The 15,633-nt window shown below is 69.7% G+C and carries 19 protein-coding genes; 11 read left to right on the top strand and 8 right to left on the bottom strand.

Features of this window, described 5'->3' with window-relative positions; all coding sequences use genetic code 11:
- Positions 1 to 3: 3 nt before the first annotated feature.
- Both SGRAN_RS04600 and SGRAN_RS04595 read left to right on the top strand, forming a co-directional pair.
- Positions 4 to 1,104 (top strand): hypothetical protein, encoded by a 1,101-nt coding sequence (locus SGRAN_RS04600; RefSeq protein ID WP_067181032.1) that lies wholly within the window; start codon positions 4 to 6, stop codon positions 1,102 to 1,104.
- Positions 1,101 to 2,144 carry a phosphotransferase family protein gene (locus SGRAN_RS04595; RefSeq protein WP_067181030.1) on the top strand — a complete coding sequence of 348 codons (1,044 nt, stop codon included), beginning with the start codon at positions 1,101 to 1,103 and terminating at the stop codon, positions 2,142 to 2,144. The genes SGRAN_RS04600 and SGRAN_RS04595 overlap by 4 nt, the downstream gene beginning before the upstream one ends.
- 90 nt (positions 2,145 to 2,234) lie before the next feature.
- Here the strand turns inward: SGRAN_RS04595 and rpsI are convergent, their stop codons facing one another.
- The 4 genes from rpsI to SGRAN_RS04575 form a co-directional block, all read right to left on the bottom strand.
- On the bottom strand, positions 2,235 to 2,732 hold the full coding sequence (gene rpsI, locus SGRAN_RS04590; RefSeq protein WP_067107118.1) for a 30S ribosomal protein S9: 498 nt from the start codon (positions 2,730 to 2,732) through the stop codon (positions 2,235 to 2,237).
- Positions 2,732 to 3,211, bottom strand: a complete 480-nt coding sequence (gene rplM, locus SGRAN_RS04585) for a 50S ribosomal protein L13 (RefSeq protein WP_067107115.1) — start codon at positions 3,209 to 3,211, stop codon at positions 2,732 to 2,734. Before rplM ends, rpsI begins: the two co-directional genes overlap by 1 nt.
- A 174-nt stretch (positions 3,212 to 3,385) precedes the next feature.
- Complete coding sequence (locus SGRAN_RS04580) at positions 3,386 to 4,153, bottom strand: hypothetical protein (protein WP_067181029.1); 768 nt, start codon at positions 4,151 to 4,153, stop codon at positions 3,386 to 3,388.
- On the bottom strand, positions 4,150 to 5,178 hold the full coding sequence (locus SGRAN_RS04575; RefSeq protein WP_067181027.1) for a COX15/CtaA family protein: 1,029 nt from the start codon (positions 5,176 to 5,178) through the stop codon (positions 4,150 to 4,152). The genes SGRAN_RS04580 and SGRAN_RS04575 overlap by 4 nt, the downstream gene beginning before the upstream one ends.
- 355 nt (positions 5,179 to 5,533) lie before the next feature.
- Here SGRAN_RS04575 and SGRAN_RS04570 point away from each other — a divergent pair, with 355 nt between their 5' ends.
- From SGRAN_RS04570 to galU, 6 genes are all read left to right on the top strand, one after another.
- Complete coding sequence (locus SGRAN_RS04570) at positions 5,534 to 6,535, top strand: M48 family metallopeptidase (protein WP_067181024.1); 1,002 nt, start codon at positions 5,534 to 5,536, stop codon at positions 6,533 to 6,535.
- A gap of 56 nt (positions 6,536 to 6,591) precedes the next feature.
- Positions 6,592 to 7,128 carry a peptide-methionine (S)-S-oxide reductase MsrA gene (gene msrA, locus SGRAN_RS04565; protein ID WP_067181021.1) on the top strand — a complete coding sequence of 179 codons (537 nt, stop codon included), beginning with the start codon at positions 6,592 to 6,594 and terminating at the stop codon, positions 7,126 to 7,128.
- A 150-nt stretch (positions 7,129 to 7,278) separates the two neighbouring features.
- On the top strand, positions 7,279 to 7,812 hold the full coding sequence (locus SGRAN_RS04560) for a YfiR family protein (protein ID WP_237233753.1): 534 nt from the start codon (positions 7,279 to 7,281) through the stop codon (positions 7,810 to 7,812).
- Entirely contained in the window at positions 7,809 to 9,008 is a 1,200-nt protein-coding gene (locus tag SGRAN_RS04555; protein ID WP_067181015.1) for a diguanylate cyclase domain-containing protein, read from the top strand. Before SGRAN_RS04560 ends, SGRAN_RS04555 begins: the two co-directional genes overlap by 4 nt.
- Before the next feature lie 16 nt (positions 9,009 to 9,024).
- The gene (locus SGRAN_RS04550) at positions 9,025 to 9,525 is read left to right on the top strand and encodes an OmpA family protein (RefSeq protein WP_067181012.1); all 501 of its coding nucleotides are present in this window, start codon (positions 9,025 to 9,027) and stop codon (positions 9,523 to 9,525) included.
- A gap of 53 nt (positions 9,526 to 9,578) precedes the next feature.
- Positions 9,579 to 10,442, top strand: coding sequence for a UTP--glucose-1-phosphate uridylyltransferase GalU (gene galU, locus SGRAN_RS04545; RefSeq protein ID WP_067181009.1), 864 nt, complete (start codon positions 9,579 to 9,581; stop codon positions 10,440 to 10,442).
- A 36-nt stretch (positions 10,443 to 10,478) separates the two neighbouring features.
- Here galU and aqpZ read toward each other — a convergent pair whose 3' ends face one another.
- Entirely contained in the window at positions 10,479 to 11,204 is a 726-nt protein-coding gene (gene aqpZ, locus SGRAN_RS04540; protein WP_067107091.1) for an aquaporin Z, read from the bottom strand.
- A 217-nt stretch (positions 11,205 to 11,421) separates the two neighbouring features.
- Here aqpZ and SGRAN_RS04535 point away from each other — a divergent pair, with 217 nt between their 5' ends.
- Entirely contained in the window at positions 11,422 to 11,727 is a 306-nt protein-coding gene (locus SGRAN_RS04535; RefSeq protein WP_067107089.1) for a hypothetical protein, read from the top strand.
- Between the two features lie 247 nt (positions 11,728 to 11,974).
- Here the strand turns inward: SGRAN_RS04535 and SGRAN_RS04530 are convergent, their stop codons facing one another.
- A complete protein-coding gene (locus SGRAN_RS04530) occupies positions 11,975 to 12,646 on the bottom strand; it encodes a S24 family peptidase (RefSeq protein ID WP_067181006.1) in 672 nt (223 codons plus the stop codon).
- Between the two features lie 135 nt (positions 12,647 to 12,781).
- On the opposite strand from SGRAN_RS04530, the gene SGRAN_RS04525 reads away from it, so the two are divergent.
- On the top strand, positions 12,782 to 13,045 hold the full coding sequence (locus tag SGRAN_RS04525; protein WP_067181003.1) for a hypothetical protein: 264 nt from the start codon (positions 12,782 to 12,784) through the stop codon (positions 13,043 to 13,045).
- Positions 13,042 to 13,368, top strand: coding sequence for a hypothetical protein (locus tag SGRAN_RS04520; protein WP_237233752.1), 327 nt, complete (start codon positions 13,042 to 13,044; stop codon positions 13,366 to 13,368). The genes SGRAN_RS04525 and SGRAN_RS04520 overlap by 4 nt, the downstream gene beginning before the upstream one ends.
- A gap of 161 nt (positions 13,369 to 13,529) precedes the next feature.
- Here SGRAN_RS04520 and SGRAN_RS04515 read toward each other — a convergent pair whose 3' ends face one another.
- Both SGRAN_RS04515 and SGRAN_RS04510 read right to left on the bottom strand, forming a co-directional pair.
- Positions 13,530 to 14,345, bottom strand: coding sequence for a hypothetical protein (locus tag SGRAN_RS04515; RefSeq protein WP_067186892.1), 816 nt, complete (start codon positions 14,343 to 14,345; stop codon positions 13,530 to 13,532).
- Positions 14,346 to 14,368: 23 nt separating this feature from the next.
- Positions 14,369 to 15,571, bottom strand: a complete 1,203-nt coding sequence (locus SGRAN_RS04510) for a TIGR04063 family PEP-CTERM/XrtA system glycosyltransferase (protein WP_067181000.1) — start codon at positions 15,569 to 15,571, stop codon at positions 14,369 to 14,371.
- Positions 15,572 to 15,633 lie beyond the last annotated feature (62 nt).

The following is a 15,633-nucleotide window of genomic DNA, read 5'->3' as shown; positions in this document are numbered from 1 at the left end:
ACCATGCTGACCAAGGGCGACGATTTTCCGCTTCACCAGACCAGCGAGCCGATTGCGTTCGCGGGCACCGACCGCAATTTCTATGATCGCTATTTCTTCAACGGCGCCAGTCCGGACGGGTCGGTCTTCTTCGCGGCAGCGATGGGCTTCTATCCGCAGCTCGGCATCGTCGACGCCAGCTTTTGCGCGATCGTCGACGGCATCCAGTATAATCTGCGCGCAAGCCGGCGCTCGGGCGGCGAGCGGCTCGACCTGGCGGTCGGCCCGATCGCGATCCGCATCGACGCGCCGCTCGAACGGCTGACGCTGCGCATCGCCCCGAACGACGGTCCGCTGGCCGCCGAACTCAGCTTCACCGGCCGTCATTTCCCGATCGAGGAGCCGCGCTTCATCCGCCGTAACGGGACGCGCCTGTTCATGGACTATACGCGGCTGACGCAGAACGGCCGCTGGACGGGCTGGCTGTCGGTGGACGGCGTCCGCATCGACGCCGGCGCCGACTGGACGGGAACGCGCGACCGGAGCTGGGGCGTGCGCCCAGTCGGCGCCAGCGAGCCGCAGCCGCCGCCCGAGGGCAATTTCAACCAGTTCTTCTGGCTTTGGACGCCGTGCAACTTCGACCGGAGCTCGCTGTTCTTCCACAGCAACGACGATGGCGCGGGGGCACCGTGGAATCGCCGCGCCGTGATCGTCGGCGATGCCTCGAGCAAGGGGGGCAGCGAACGGCATTTCGATGCCGCGACCTTCGAAATCGCCTGGCAAGGCGGCACGCGGCGCATCGCGAAGCTGATCGCCGCCCTCGGCGCCGGCCGGTCGCTGACGCTTACCCCGTCGGGGCCGGTGTTCGCGATGAGCGGGCTGGGCTATGGTCACCCGGTCTGGGGCCACGGCCTCGACCATGGCGACGACGCCGTCGCGCACGACAGGCTGAGCGAAGCCGAGCGCGACTGGGGCAATCCGCTCGCCATGCATATCCAGGCCTTCGTCGCGGCCGAACTCGCCGATGGCGGCGGCGTGCAGCGCGGCGTCGGAGTGCTCGAACAGCTTTTCGTCGGCCCGCATGCGCCGAGCGGCCTTTCCGGCCTGATGGACCCTGCGACATGAGCTTTCCGACGACGCCGGATGACATGACGGCGGAGTGGCTCGCGGACGCACTCGGCCGGCCGCCAGGCGCGCTCCGCGGGTTCACCGCGACGCCGATCGGCACCGGGCAGATGTGCGACAGCTTCCGCCTGACGCTCGACTGGGCCAACGGCGCCGAAACCCCCGCGACGGTCGTCGCCAAATGCCCGAGCCGCGACGAAGCGAGCCGTCACATCGCGGCAGTCGTCGGCACCTACGTCAAGGAGGTGAGCTGGTATCGCGAACTCGCGGCGGGAAGCGGGGTCGCCGCACCGCATTGCCACCATGCCGAGATCGCCGACAATGCCATCGACTTCATCCTGATCCTGTCCGACCTCGCGCCCGCGCGGCAAGGCGACCAGCTGGCCGGACTGGACCTCGCCGGGCTCGGCCCCTGCATCGACGCGGCGGCGGGGCTGCATGCGCTGCTGTGGAACGACGCGCGGCTCGACGCGCTGCCGTGGCTCGCGCGCGACAGCGCCGATGTCGTCCGCGCGCTCTTCCCCCAACTCTATGCAGGTTTTCGCGAGCGCTACGCGGCGCGGCTCGACCGCGAGACGCTTGATCTCGGCACCGGGATCGTCGACCGACTCGACGCCTGGCTGACACGCGTGCCCGCCGTCAGGACGATCGTCCACGGCGACCTCCGGATCGACAATATCCTCTTCTCCCCCGACGCGGCGCGTTGCTGGCTCGTCGACTGGCAGACGCTGGGGCGCGGCAGCGGTGCGACCGATCTCGCCTATCTGGTGGGCACCAGCATCGCCGATCCGGCTGAACGCGCCGCGGCCGACCGGCCCGCTTTCGACCGCTGGATCGCCGCGCTGCACGCGCGCGGCATCGATGCCGATGCCGAGGCGCTGTGGACCGATTACCGCGTCGGCGCCCTCAGCGGCTATTTCATGGCGGTCTTCGCTTCGATGAACGTCGAGCGCACCGATCGCGGCGACGAGATGTTCGCGGTGATGGCCGAACGCCCGGCACGCCAGGCGCTGGCGCTCGGCAGCCTCGACCTGCTGTAGCGCGCCGGACCGGCACCCGTCCTAATGCGAAAAGGGCGGCCCGTTGCCGGACCGCCCTCCTCTTTTCCACCCGTCGGCGGAAAAAGCTGGTTAGCGCTTCGAGAACTGGAAGCTGCGGCGGGCCTTCGCCTTGCCGTACTTCTTGCGCTCGACCGCGCGGCTGTCGCGGGTCAGGAAGCCGGCCGCCTTGACGGTGCCGCGCAGCGCGGGCTCGAAGCGGGTCAACGCCTGCGCGATGCCGTGCTTCACGGCGCCCGCCTGGCCCGACAGGCCGCCGCCCTTGACGGTCGCGACGACGTCATACTGGCCGACGCGATCGGCGACGCCGAACGGCTGGTTGATGACGAGGCGCAGCGTCGGGCGCGCGAAATAGGTTTCCTGGTCGCGGCCGTTGATGGTGATCTTGCCCGAACCGGGCTTCACCCACACGCGGGCTACGGCGTCCTTGCGGCGACCGGTCGCATAGGCGCGGCCCTGCTTGTCGACCTGCTTTTCGCGCAGCGGCGCGGCCGGGGCCGCGGGGGCGACGGTGCCTTCGACGGCGCCGGCGAGATCCTTGAGATCGGTCATGGTCTGTTCGTCAGCCATTATGCACCCACCTTGTTCTTGCGGTTCATCGACGCGACGTCGATCACTTCGGGGTTCTGCCCGGCGTGCGGATGCTCGCTGCCGGCGAAGACGCGCAGGTTGCGCATCTGCTGGCGCCCGAGGGGGCCGCGCGGGATCATGCGCTCGACGGCCTTTTCGAGCACGCGCTCGGGAAAGCGGCCCTCGAGCACCTTCTGCGCCGAGATTTCCTTGATGCCGCCGGCATAGCCGGTGTGCTTGTAATAATTCTTGTCGGTCAGCTTCTTGCCGGTGAACTTCACCTTTTCGGCGTTGATGACGATGACATTGTCACCGCAATCGACGTGCGGGGTGAAGCTCGGCTTGTGCTTGCCGCGCAGGATGTTGGCGATGATCGTCGCGACGCGGCCCACGACCAGGCCGTCGGCGTCGATCAGCACCCATTTCTTTTCGACCGTCGCGGCGTTCGCCGACTGGGTCGTCTTGGTCAGCGCCTTCATGGCACGCTCCTTGACAGAGATGGAACCGGGCGACGGAACCGGCCGCCGCCCCGAAACAAGCCGCGCCGCCTGCCCGCAAGGGGCGAAGCGGCGCTTCGGAGCGGGCCAATGGCGGGAACGGCGCGGAAAGTCAAGTATCGCGCGGCTTTGCCGACAGGTATCATGATACCTTGATCAGGAGACGTCGGGTTCGATCGCGCGAATCCGTTCCTCGACGAGCGTGCGGGCGCCGCCGTCCGCCCCGACGATCCAGCTCTGTCGCTGCTCGCGCAGGACCAGTCCCGTCGCCCGGTCGATGGTCCACAGGTTGTCGATGACGAGCGGCTGCGCCGCGGCGGTCGTGGCCTCGACCTTCGCCACTGTTTCGCGCGTACCGTCGCCGTCCGGCGCCACGGTGCCGCCGATCCCGCTGGCGGCGTTGGCGGGCGCGAGCAGCGCGCGGATGTCGGCGCTCGCGAGCGCCGCGCGCTCATCGGGCGAGAGCGCCGCGACCAGCGCCGCCAGCTGCTTCGCCTCCGGCTGGTCCGCAGCGGCGGCAAGCGCTTCGGTGCGCGCCATCGCGCGATCCCACAGCCGTTCGGCGTCGACGAGGTCGATCCGGCCGCCATCGGGCGCGACGAGATAGGTCATCGCCTCGCCGACCAGCGGCTGGAGCACCGCGGTCAGCGCGCGCACGGCGCGGGGCGGCGCATCCGAATCGATCCGGCGCAGCGTCGCGACCAGCCGGTAACCACGCCCCGCGCGCTGCCATTGCAGGTCGTAGAGCAACGAGAAGCCGAGCAGCCCGCCGTCGCGCCCCAGGCGGCGGGTCGTCACACGATAGCGCATCGGCCGGTCGAGCGGCGGCGCGAAGACGACCGATGCCGCAGGCGCCGGGACGACGGCGGGCGGCGGCGCGGATGCCGGGCCGGCGAGCCACAGCAACGCGGCGGCGAACATCATGCGGTGCGGCGGCCGAGCCGATGCAGCGCCGCCGCCGTCACCGCGACCAGCAGCGCGCCCGTCAACTGGTGCAGCACCGCGATCCACATCGAAATGCCGCTGACGACGGTGAGGATGCCGAGCGTCATCTGCGCGGCGACGACGAGCAGCAGCAGCGCCGGCTCGACCCGCGCGCCGCGCCGCGCCAGCACACGCGCCAGCAGCAACAGCGCAAGCGCGGCAATCCAGGACCACCAGCGATGCAGGAAATGCAGCAGGAAGGGGTCGTTGGTGACGGCGAACCAGACACCGTTCGACCAATCGATGCCGCGCGGCACGAAATGATCGTTCATCATCGGCCAGTCGCTCGCCACATAGCCGGCATTGAGCCCCGCGACCCAGGCGCCGAGCAGAAGCTGGACGGTCAGGATCAGCGCGACGGCGATCCCCGGTCCGGTCAACGGCGCGGGCCGGGCAGCGGGATCGCGCGCGAGGGTGCCGAGATCGCGGGCGGTCCAGACCAGCGCGGCGAGCAGGAAGAGCGCGGTCAGCAGATGGGTCGCCAGACGGTAATGGCTGACGTCGGTGCGATCGACGAGTCCCGAGGCGACCATCCACCAGCCGATCGCGCCCTGCAATCCGACGAGCGCGGCCAGCGCCAGCAACCGCCAGCCATAGCCCGCGGGAACCGCGCGGCGCCACGCATACCAGGCGAGCGGGACGAGCAGCGCCAGCCCGACGAGCCGGCCGAGGATGCGGTGCAGCCATTCCCAGAAGAAGATCGCCTTGAACGCGGCGAGCGACATGCCGAAGTTGATCTCCCGATATTCGGGTATCTGCTTGTATTTCTCGAACTCGGCCAGCCAGGCGGCGTCGGTCAGCGGCGGCAACACGCCCGACACCGGCTTCCATTCGGTGATCGAGAGCCCCGATTCGGTGAGGCGGGTGATGCCGCCGACGGCGACCACGGCGATCACCAGCAGCGCAACGGCCCACAGCCAGCGCGCGAGCGCCGCCGGGCGGGGATGAACGGGAGCCTGCGTCATCGCCCGCCCTATCGCCGCTTGCGATGCGATAGGCAAGGGCCCGAACGGAGGAGGGTGGCGCCATCTGACCTTGAGAGGCGCACTTGTCTTCCTCGTCACCCCGGACTTGATCCGCGGTCCCACGCGGCGACGGTGACAAGCGGGACCCCGGATCAAGTCCGGGGTGACGAGATCGGCCGAATCATGCGCCGTTTTTCAAAGTGGATTGTCGTCGCCGCGACGGGGCGGCGCGGTCAAGGCCCACCCCGCTGCGCGTAGCGAGCAAGCTGGCAGCGCTCGCTGCCCTTCCACGAGCAGGAGGGGAGCGATTCTGAAATTCATGGCTGCGACAGGCGAGGATTGATAGGGCGGACCGATGCCGCGCGCCGTCCGTCTCCTCCTGCCCATCCTGACCGCCTTCGCCGCCAGCACCGCCACGCCCGCGGTCGCGGCGACACCCGGGCCAGCCGGTCTTTACGACCAGCTCGCGGGCCTCGAGGCGCGGGTCGCGGCGATCGGCTTTCGTCTGACCACCGCCAATGCGGCGTGGTGCACGGCGCAGCAACCGCAGTTCGGCTGGATCTGGGGCGATCCGCGCCTCTATGACGAGAGCCGGCGCCCCGCCGCACTCGCCGCCTATGCCGCGCCCGACGCCGACACGCCCTATCTGGCCGCCGTCGCACCCGATACACCCGCCGCGCGCGCCGACCTGCATCGCGGAACGCCGGTGTTCGCGATCGACGGCATCCCCGTGCCGCCCGCCGATGACGCGGACCCTTTTGCCCGTATCGCCGTTTTGGAGACGCAAGCCGCCGCGCTGCCCGTCGATGCGCCCGCGGCGCTCACGATCGCCGACGGACGCCATGCGGCGGTCGTCCCCGTCGCCGGCTGCGTGAGCGATTTCCGCGTCGAGGCGGCCGACCGGCCCGCCGGCGGCGCCGACGGCCGGCTGGTGCGGATCAGCGCCGGGCTGGCGAGCTTCGCGACCGACGATGCCGAACTGGCGGCGGCGGTCGCGCACGAACTGGCGCACAATATCCTGCGCCACCGCGCGCGGCTCGACGCGGCGGGGGTCGATCGCGGCCTGTTCAAGGAACTCGGCCGCAGCGCCCGTCTGTTCCGCCAGACCGAGGCCGAGGCCGACCGGCTGTCGGTCTGGCTGCTCGCCGGCGCGGGTTACGATCCCGAAGCCGCGGCGCGCTTCTGGCGCAAGTTCGGCGGACGCAAGGGGCGCCCGCTCTTTCCGGCGCTGACCCATCCGGGGTGGCGCGACCGGGTCGCTTCGGTCGAGCGCGAAGCGGCGGCGATCGCGGCCGCACGCGCCGCCGGCGAACCGCTGCATCCGCCGTTGATCGACGACATGCCGCCCTTGGAATAGCGCGCGCGGCCTCCTATCTGAAGGGCCTCCTCCCACTCTTCGCAAGGATGCCCGCCATGCCCCACGACACCGCCGTTTTCGCCGGAGGCTGTTTCTGGTGCACCGAAGCGGTCTTTCAATCGCTCGCGGGGGTCGAGCGCGTCGAGAGCGGCTATACCGGGGGCAGCGTCGCCAACCCGACCTACAAGCAGGTCTGCAACGGCGACACGGGCCATGCCGAGGCGATCCGCATCACCTATGATCCCGCCGTCATCGCCTACGACGATCTGCTCGACGTCCTTTTCGCGACGCACGACCCGACGCAGCTCAACCGTCAGGGCAATGACATCGGCACGCAGTATCGCAGCGCCGTCTTTCCGCTGAACGACGAGCAGGCCGCCGCGGCGCGCGCCGCGATCGAACGCGCGCAGCCCAACTGGCCGCAGCCGATCGTCACCGCGATCGAGCCCGCATCTCCCTGGTATCCGGCCGAAGATTACCATCAGGCCTATTGGAACGGCGAGGGACAGAGCAGCCCCTATTGTCTCGCCTCCATCCCGCCGAAACTCGCCAAGCTGCGCAAGGGCTTCGCCGACCGCCTGCGCGAAGACTGAGGCCGAGCGCGGCCGGCCCGGTGTTGCATTCGGGTCGCATAGGGTTAATTTTCATTGACTTTACGGCCGTCTGGACTAGCGGACCCGGTTCTGCGCGGGCAGGATGACCCCGAAGCGCAGTTATAGGGTCGCGACAGGGTGCTGGCATCATTGTTCCTGATAGGAGCGGCGGTCACGACGCCGCAGATGTCGGTCCAGGCCGCCAGCCAGACCATCGTGGAGGATGGCGCCGCAGGCGTCGCGCGCGCGGTCAACCGCATGATCGGCGGCATCATCAGCTATACGCGCTGGCCGGGTGACGCGCCGGGTACGCCGCGGGCGATGTGCGTCGTCGGCGCACCGCGACTTGCCGGTCGGCTTGCGCCCGTCCTGCCCGGCGGCGGATCCGTCGTGGTGCGAAGAACCACCGCGGCTGCGGTGACCGGCGGCGGCGATTGCGACATCCTCTATCTGGGCCGCATGCCCGCGGACGACCGACGCCACCTGATCGCCTGGGTGCGCGACCGTCCGGTGCTGACGATCAGCGACGACGACCCCGACTGCCTTTACGGCGCGATGTTCTGTCTTGCCGAAAAGCCGGGGGGTATCGGCTTTTCGGTCAATCTCGACGCCATCGGCCGGGGACGGCTGCGCATCGACCCGCGCGTGCTCAAGATCGGTCGATCCGACGGAGGCGCCCCATGACCGCTCCGAACCGGACGACCTTGCAGAAGCTGCTGTCGCGCTTCCACTTCGGCGTCACCCTGTTCGCGGTGGCGCTGTCGGGCCTCACCATCTTGCTCGCCGGCGTCGCCGCGCTGCGTGGCTATGCCGACCGCAACCTCGAACTGGCGGCGCAGCTCGGTGCCTATGGCGTCGAGCCGGCGCTGGTCTTCAACGATCCCGAGGCGGCGCGCGAGGGTCTCGACCCGCTCACCCATATTCCGGGGATCGCCCGGCTGCGCGTGCTCGACGACCGAGGCCGGCCGCTGACCGAATGGACGTCGCCCCACGCCGACCCGGCGCCGCTGCTGACCGATCTCTTCTTCGGCGAACCCTCCACGGTGACGGTCCGCCGCAACGGGTCGGCGATCGGAACGATCGAGGTATGGGGCGATTCGTCGACGCTGACCGCCTATGTCCGGATCGGGCTGCTCGCGGGGCTCGGCTGCCTGCTGGTCACCGCACTCGGCACGATCATCCTCGCCCGCCGCTTCGAATATGAGCTGGTCAAGCCGCTCGGCGAGATCGCGACCGTCGCCCACGACGTGCGGCTGCACCGCCGCTTCGACAAGCGCGTCCAGCCGCTCGGCATCGCCGAACTCGACCGGCTGGGCGGCGACATCAACGCGCTGCTCGACGAGCTGCAGGGGTGGCAGGGGCATATGGAAAGCGAGCATCGCATGCTGGCGCATCGCGCGTCGCACGATCCGCTGACCGCGATGCCGAACCGCGCCGCCTTCGACGAACAACTCGCGCAGCGCATCGGCAAGGCGGAGACCGACGGCACGCGCTTTGCCCTGCTGTTCGTCGATGCCGACAATTTCAAGCTCGCCAACGACAGCTTCGGGCACGCCGCGGGCGACGCGCTGCTCGTCGCGCTGTCCGAACGGATCAAGGCGACGCTGCGGCCCGGCGATTTCGCCGCGCGGATCGGGGGCGACGAATTCATCGTGATCGTCGATCCGCTCGACACCGCCACCGATCCGGAAATGCTCGCCGGTCCGATCCGCACGGGCATGGCCGATCCGGTCGTTCTGCCGGGCGGCGACACCTATCGCCTCGCGGTCAGTATCGGCGTCGCCGCCTTCCCGACCGACGGCGCCGATCCCGCCGCGCTGCTGACCGCCGCCGACGCCGCCATGTATGCCGAAAAGCTAGCCAAACGTTCGCAGACATGATCATGGAGGTCCGATCATGACCCTTTCTCTCCCCATCGTCCGCCGCACCATCCTGGCCGCCGCCATCGCCGGCCTGCTCGCCGCCTGTCAGAGCGTTCCGGTGAAGTCCGGCTTCACCCCCGAACAAATCGCCGTCCTGCAATCCGAAGGCTTCGTCGACACCGGGCCCGACTGGGAGCTGACGCTCAACGAACGGCTGCTCTTCGGGGTCAACGAAAGCGCGCTCCGTCCCGAGCAGATCGAGCGGATTTCGACGATGGCGCATCGCCTGCAGTCGGTCGGCATCGTCACCGCGCGGGTCGAAGGCCACACCGATTCCACCGGTAGCGACGCCTATAACCTGACGCTGTCGCAGGCACGGGCGGAAGCGGTCGCCGCGCCGATGCAGGCGAACGGCATGCGCTTCACCCCCGACCAGATCGTCGGGCGCGGGGAAAGCCTGCCGATCTCGCCCAACGACACGCCCGAGGGGCGGCAGGACAATCGCCGCGTCGTCGTGATCGTCGAACCCCAATAAGGCCTTTCGCGCGGCCTTTTCCCGGCGGGCTTTCGCGGCTAAGGCTGCCGCGCATGAAACCGATCCGCAAAGCCGTTTTCCCTGTCGCCGGCCTCGGCACCCGCTTCCTGCCCGCGACCAAGGCGATCCCGAAGGAAATGCTGCCGGTCGTCGACCGCCCGCTGATCCAATATGCCGTCGACGAGGCGCGCGAGGCGGGGATCGAGCAGATGATCTTCGTCACCGGGCGCGGCAAGAGCGCGATCGAGGATCATTTCGACATCGCCTTCGAACTGGAGAAGACGATGGCCGAGCGCGGCAAGGACCTGTCGGTGCTCGAACCGACGCGCCTCGGGCCCGGCAATTGCGCCTATGTCCGCCAGCAGGAGCCGATGGGGCTGGGCCATGCGATCTGGTGCGCGCGCGACATCGTCGGCGACGAACCCTTCGCCATCTTCCTGCCCGACGAATTCATGCACGGCTCGCCCGGCTGCATGAAGCAGATGGTCGATGCGTATCGCAAGGTCGGCGGCAACCTGATCTCGGTGCTCGAAGTGCCGCACGAGCAGGTTTCGAGCTATGGCGTGATCGCCCCCGGCGCGCGCGACGGCGCGCTGACCGAGGTTCGGGGGCTGGTCGAGAAGCCGGCGGTCGAGGCCGCGCCGTCGAACCTGATCATCTCTGGCCGCTACATCCTCCAGCCGGAGGTGATGCGCGTGCTCGAACGGCAGGAAAAGGGCGCCGGGGGTGAAATCCAGCTCACCGACGCGATGGCGGCGATGATCGGCACGCAACCCTTCCACGCCGTGACCTTCGACGGCGCACGCTACGACTGCGGGTCGAAGGCCGGCTATATCCAGGCCAATCTCGCGCTCGCGCTCGAACGCCCGGATATCGCCGCCGACGTCCGGGCCTTCGCTGTCGATCTTCTGACCTGACGCGCGCGCCGGCGGCCGGAGCCGCCGGCACCGCCGTCATTCGCCCTCGATATTGGGCTTGGGGAAGCTGTCGGCCCCCACCGTTCGGTAAAGCCAGCCGCCGACGAGCCCGCCGAGCAGCGGCGCGACCCAGAACAGCCAGAGCTGCTGGAGCGCGAGGCCGCCGACGACCAGCGCCGGGCCGGTGCTGCGCGCCGGGTTGACCGAGGTGTTCGTCACCGGGATCGCGATCAGGTGGATCAACGTCAGCGCGAGGCCGATCGCGAGCGGCGCAAAGCCCGCGGGGGCGCGGCCGTCGGTCGATCCCATGACGATCCACAGGAAGAAGGCAGTGAGCACGATCTCGATCGTGAAGCCCGAGATCAGGTCGTAGCCGCCCGGCGACCCCTCGCCGAAACCGTTGGCGGCGAGGCCGTTGGTCGCCAGATCATAGCCCGGATTGCCGCTCGCGATATAATAGAGCAGGAAAGCCGCGGCGATCGCGCCGACGACCTGCGAGACGACGTAGAGCGGGATGTCGCGCGCGTCGAAGCGCCCGCCCGCCCACAGCCCGACGGTGATCGCGGGATTGAGATGGCAGCCCGAGATATGGCCGATCGCATAGGCCATCGTCACCACCGTCAGACCGAAGGCCAGCGCCACGCCGGCGAAGCCGATCCCGAGATCGGGAAAGGCCGCCGCGAGCACCGCGCTGCCGCAGCCGCCGAACACCAGCCAGAAGGTGCCGATGCCCTCGGCCAGACCCTTTTGCATATTCGTCATATGACCCTCCTCCCCGCCGGCGGTCATCGCGCTGCCGGCGCGCGGATCAGCCTAACACAGGGAAAGGACGCGGCAAGACCTTGTAAACCATGTGTCCCGCGGCGGGATTCGGGCCGACGGGCGGCCGGACAATGGCGCGGCCCGTCGCAATCCTCTGGCCCCGGCAGCACGGCCGTGCGATGACGGCAGCCGATCCGCCCTCCCCGGAGACCCGTCGATGCGTGCAATGCTTCTCGCCCTTTCGGCCGCCCCGCTGCTCGCCGGCTGCGTAAGCGCGGTGAAGACGGTGGTGACCGCCCCCGTCAAGGCGGTCGGCCAGGTCGCCGACTGGTCGACGACCAGCCAGGAGGAAGCCGACCGCAACCGCGGCCGCGCCCTGCGCCAGCGCGAGGAACGCGTCGGCAAGCTGACGCGCCAGCGCGACAAGGCGGCGCAGAAATGCCGCGACGGCCGACAGGACCAGTGCCAGCGCGCCGAGGTGCTGAGCCACGAAATCGAAGCGGTGATGGCTGAACCGATGTAGCGTGATTCGGAGCATTGCGCGAACGCGTAACTTTATTTCAAGGCATATAAGCCGTTCCCCTCCCGCTTGCGGGAGGGGCAGCGAGGCTTGCGAACTTGTTCGCTAGCCGCAGCGGGGTGGGCATTTGCAACGTCGCCGGCCCACCCCCGACCCCTCCCGCAAGCGGGAGGGGAGATAAGACGGCCTCTGCGAGCATCCCGGCGTGGCACCGGCTTGACCCCTTCACCTTCTACGCAAAGCGAGGGCGCTAGCGCACCCGGCGCCCGGTCCATACCACGCGGCCGACGAGTTGCACCGCGGTCATCGGCAGATCGTCCCAGCTGCGATAGTGGGGATTGTCGCTGATCACCGAAATCCGCCCCTCCCCCGGCGCGCGCGCGACGCGCTTCACCATCAGCGCATCGTCCATCCGCAAAACGTAGATGCCGTCGCGCAGCAGCGTCGCCGCGTCGCTGCCGTCGACCAATATATCGTCGCCGTCGCCCAGCGTCGGCGCCATCGAATCGCCCGAGACGCGGATGATGCTGAGCGCGCGCGGGTCGGCGCCCAGGTCGCGCAGCCAGCGCGGATCGAACGCCACCGCGCCTTCGACCGGCTCGCCGTCGATGCTCGCGCCCGCGCCGGCCGAGGCGCCGATCGCCAACTTCGGCACCAGCACCATATCGCCGCCGCCGCGTTGCGGCACCGGCGCGGCGACGCGGCGCACGGGGCCGCCCAGCAGCGCTTCGGCCACGCCCAGATAGGCGGCGATCCGCGCACGGTCCTCCTCGGCCAGCCGGCGCGGCGAACCGCGCTTGATATATTGCTGGATATAGGCGGGGTTGCGCCCGATGCGCGCCGAAAGCTGCGCATAGTCGATCCCCCTTTCCTGCAGGAGGCGATCGAGCGCGGCACGCGGATCGTCGTCGAAATCGGTCATCGGCCAGCGGGCTCCTTCCTATTTCGCATGTAGCAACAGGAATTTTCCTAGACAAGTAGGAAATCCTATCTCAAATAGGAAAAATCCTATTAAAGGCGACTCGCCCGCTACCGGATATCGACAGGGAGGAACGCAATGGAAAAGACGCTGCTGCAACGGATCGAGGCCTTTCTGACGGAATCGCGGATGCCACCGAGCGTTCTCGGTCGGGACGCCGTCCACGATCCGCGGCTGGTCAGCGACCTGCGCGGCGGGCGCGCGGTGGGGCGCAGCGTCGAATGTCGCGTGGAACATTTCATGAACAGATGGCGCGCCGAGCGGCATGCCGGGCGCATCGGCCCGAGCGGCGACCGCCGCACCCGCGCGATGCGCGCCGCCACGATGGAGGCCCGGCCATGATCCACACGCCCCTCGCCACACCGCACCCCCATGCGTGCCCGCACGGCCGGCTGGGCCGCCTGCTCGCGCGCGAACTGCCGCCCGGCCTCACGCTCGGCGCATCGACGTGGCGGCCGTGGGCAAGCGCCAGCTTCGTCGGCGCGCGCCATGCGTTCCCCTGTCAGGCGGCGGTCGGCGACCTCGAAGCGATCCGCCGCTCGCTACGCGCGCGGCTGAGCGCCGTCGAATGGCGGTTGCCGGGGCATATCGTCGCCGACATCGCGGTCGAATCCGACGATAGCGGGCGCGGCCTTCGCATCGAGGTGCTGACGGTGGAGGATTGATCGGCCTTGAACGAAACAACGCCGTGTCCCCGCAGAGGCGGGGACCCAGAGCGTCCTGACACTTACGCGAGCTTTGCGCCGCTCTGGGCTCCCGCCGCCGCGGAAACACGCAATTGAAGCGATTCTCCTCCGGGCCCGGTCAGCAGGCCTTGAAATATCGATCAGCCGACGGCGCGGCCGGTCATGCGCTGGAGGGTGCTGAGCGCCGCTTCGAGCGCGAAATCGACGGGCGGCTCGGCATCTTCGTTCGCCGGCGGCGTCTCGACCGGAATCGCGGCGGTCGATGCCGGTGCGCCGCGCGCCTGGCGCCGTCGCGCCAGCCCCGCCTCGAAGCGGGCGACCATCGCGCCGAGCGACGCGTCGGCCGGATCGGGCATCGCGGGGCCGGCCGCCTCGACCGGTTGCAACCAGGGTTCCGCGCCTTCGTCGAAGGCGTCGTCGGGCGCGAGGTCGGCAAGGATCAGCGTATCGTCGGCCTCCGCCGCTTCGCCGGGAAGCGGCTCCGCCGGGGTTTCAGCTTCGGCCCTGACGGGCAGCGGCCCCAGCCCCAGCGCCGGCAGGTCGCGCCCGGCGCGGATCGGCGGGCGCGGCGGCGCGTCGGGATGGAGATCGGCGCGGCGACGCGGCAGCGCGTCGTCGGCAGCGCCGCGATGGCGACGGCGGCGCAGCGCGCCGAGTCCCGCCGCATCGGGGCTGGCGGCGATCAGCGCGACCAGCCCGGCGATCAGCGCGGCGACCGCCGCCATGCCGAGCGCGAGCGCAAGCCGGCCGGCATCGCCGACCGGCGGCACGAACAGTTCCGACAGCCGGTCGAGATAGAGGTTCCAGCTGATCCCCATGACCCAGCCCGACGGCATCACCGCGCCGAACAGGAAGGTCAGCGCCGCCGCTCCGATGATCGCGGGCATCGCGGGGCGCAGCGCGCACCACAATGCGGCCGCGGGGGCTTTGGCAGGCTTTTCGCTGGCGTCGTCCATATCGCTCCAGATCCGCATGATCGCTAAAGGCGCAGCAATCGCTGGTAAACCGGTTCGTAACGTAGAATGTTTGACGACCAGTTACGATGAGTTTCGACGAAGGCGCGCGCCGTCCGCCGCCGCGCGTCCCAGCCCGCCCGGTCGGCGAGCAGCGCGGCGAGCGCCCCGGCGACCGCCGCCGGATCGTCGGGGGCGAACAGCGTGCCGGTCACCCCGTCCTCGATCAGTTCGCGGTGCCCGCCGACATCGGACGCGGCGACGAGGCGCCCCTGCGCCATCGCCTCGAGCGGCTTGAGCGGCGTGACGAGGTCGGTGAGCCGCATCTTCTTGCGCGGATAGGCGAGGACGTCGGCCAGCGAATAATAATGCTCGACCCGCTCGTGCGGCACGCGGCCGACGAAATGGATGCGGCCCGCGACCGGCGAGGCCGCCGCCTGCGCCTTCAGCGCCGCCTCCCGCGGGCCACCGCCGACGAGCAGCAGCCGCGCGCGGGGCTGGTGCGCCGCGAGCGCGGGCATCGCCGCGATCAGGTCGTCGATCCCCTCATAGTCGTAGAAGCTGCCGATGAAGGCGATCACCGCGTCGTCGGCCGCAATGCCGAGTTCGGCGGCGAGCGCGTCGTCGCGCGGGGGCGGATCGCCGAACAGGTCGAGATCGACGCCGTTGGGCGAGACAATGATCTTCGCCGGATCGACCCCGCGCGCGATCAGGTCGCTGCGCAGCCCTTCGCAGATCACCGCGACCGCGTCGGCGGCCTTGACGACATGGGTTTCGATGCGCCGCGTCAGGCGGTAGCGCGCACTTCCCTCGCGCCCGGTGCCGTTGCCGACCGCCGCATCCTCCCAGAAGGCGCGGATTTCATAGAGGACGGGGATGCCGAGCCGCCGTCCCGCGCGCAGCGCCGCGAGCCCGTCGAGCACCGGCGAATGGGCGTGGAGCAGGTCCGCGCGCCATTCGCGCGCCAGCGCCTCGACCCGCGCCGCGAGCGCGCCGATCTCGCGCCATTCGCGGATCGGCGAGGGCGCCGGGGCGATCGGAGCGGTGCGGTGGAAGGTCAGCCCGTCGACGACCTCGCATGCCGGGCCCGGCAGCGGATGGCGCACGGCGGTGACGCCCGCGACCTCCCACCCCTTCGCCGCCTGCGCCTTCATGATCGCGCGGGTGCGAAAGGTATAACCGCTGTGCGCGGGCAGGCTGTGATCGAGGACGTGGAGGATGCGGGTCATTGCGGTCGCCTATGCCCGACAAGCCTTAACGCCGCGTCAACCCCGATGCTATAGCACCGCCG

It is taken from the genome of Sphingopyxis granuli (assembly GCF_001559015.1).
Taxonomy (GTDB): Bacteria; Pseudomonadota; Alphaproteobacteria; order Sphingomonadales; family Sphingomonadaceae; genus Sphingopyxis; species Sphingopyxis granuli.
This window is presented reverse-complemented; position numbering and strand designations above follow the sequence as displayed.

What these genes read in the sequence shown, in the direction of transcription:
- SGRAN_RS04595 (WP_067181030.1), top strand. Translation starts at nt 1,101, where the DNA reads ATGAGCTTTCCGACGACGCCGGATGACATGACGGCGGAGTGGCTCGCG.
- SGRAN_RS04580 (WP_067181029.1), bottom strand. Translation starts at nt 4,153, where the DNA reads ATGATGTTCGCCGCCGCGTTGCTGTGGCTCGCCGGCCCGGCATCCGCG.
- aqpZ (WP_067107091.1), bottom strand. Translation starts at nt 11,204, where the DNA reads ATGACGAATATGCAAAAGGGTCTGGCCGAGGGCATCGGCACCTTCTGG.
- SGRAN_RS04515 (WP_067186892.1), bottom strand. Translation starts at nt 14,345, where the DNA reads ATGGACGACGCCAGCGAAAAGCCTGCCAAAGCCCCCGCGGCCGCATTG.
- SGRAN_RS04520 (WP_237233752.1), top strand. Translation starts at nt 13,042, where the DNA reads ATGATCCACACGCCCCTCGCCACACCGCACCCCCATGCGTGCCCGCAC.
- SGRAN_RS04570 (WP_067181024.1), top strand. Translation starts at nt 5,534, where the DNA reads ATGCCGCGCGCCGTCCGTCTCCTCCTGCCCATCCTGACCGCCTTCGCC.
- SGRAN_RS04535 (WP_067107089.1), top strand. Translation starts at nt 11,422, where the DNA reads ATGCGTGCAATGCTTCTCGCCCTTTCGGCCGCCCCGCTGCTCGCCGGC.
- SGRAN_RS04530 (WP_067181006.1), bottom strand. Translation starts at nt 12,646, where the DNA reads ATGACCGATTTCGACGACGATCCGCGTGCCGCGCTCGATCGCCTCCTG.
- SGRAN_RS04555 (WP_067181015.1), top strand. Translation starts at nt 7,809, where the DNA reads ATGACCGCTCCGAACCGGACGACCTTGCAGAAGCTGCTGTCGCGCTTC.
- rpsI (WP_067107118.1), bottom strand. Translation starts at nt 2,732, where the DNA reads ATGGCTGACGAACAGACCATGACCGATCTCAAGGATCTCGCCGGCGCC.
- SGRAN_RS04525 (WP_067181003.1), top strand. Translation starts at nt 12,782, where the DNA reads ATGGAAAAGACGCTGCTGCAACGGATCGAGGCCTTTCTGACGGAATCG.
- galU (WP_067181009.1), top strand. Translation starts at nt 9,579, where the DNA reads ATGAAACCGATCCGCAAAGCCGTTTTCCCTGTCGCCGGCCTCGGCACC.
- rplM (WP_067107115.1), bottom strand. Translation starts at nt 3,211, where the DNA reads ATGAAGGCGCTGACCAAGACGACCCAGTCGGCGAACGCCGCGACGGTC.
- SGRAN_RS04550 (WP_067181012.1), top strand. Translation starts at nt 9,025, where the DNA reads ATGACCCTTTCTCTCCCCATCGTCCGCCGCACCATCCTGGCCGCCGCC.
- SGRAN_RS04575 (WP_067181027.1), bottom strand. Translation starts at nt 5,178, where the DNA reads ATGACGCAGGCTCCCGTTCATCCCCGCCCGGCGGCGCTCGCGCGCTGG.
- SGRAN_RS04510 (WP_067181000.1), bottom strand. Translation starts at nt 15,571, where the DNA reads ATGACCCGCATCCTCCACGTCCTCGATCACAGCCTGCCCGCGCACAGC.
- msrA (WP_067181021.1), top strand. Translation starts at nt 6,592, where the DNA reads ATGCCCCACGACACCGCCGTTTTCGCCGGAGGCTGTTTCTGGTGCACC.
- SGRAN_RS04600 (WP_067181032.1), top strand. Translation starts at nt 4, where the DNA reads ATGCTGACCAAGGGCGACGATTTTCCGCTTCACCAGACCAGCGAGCCG.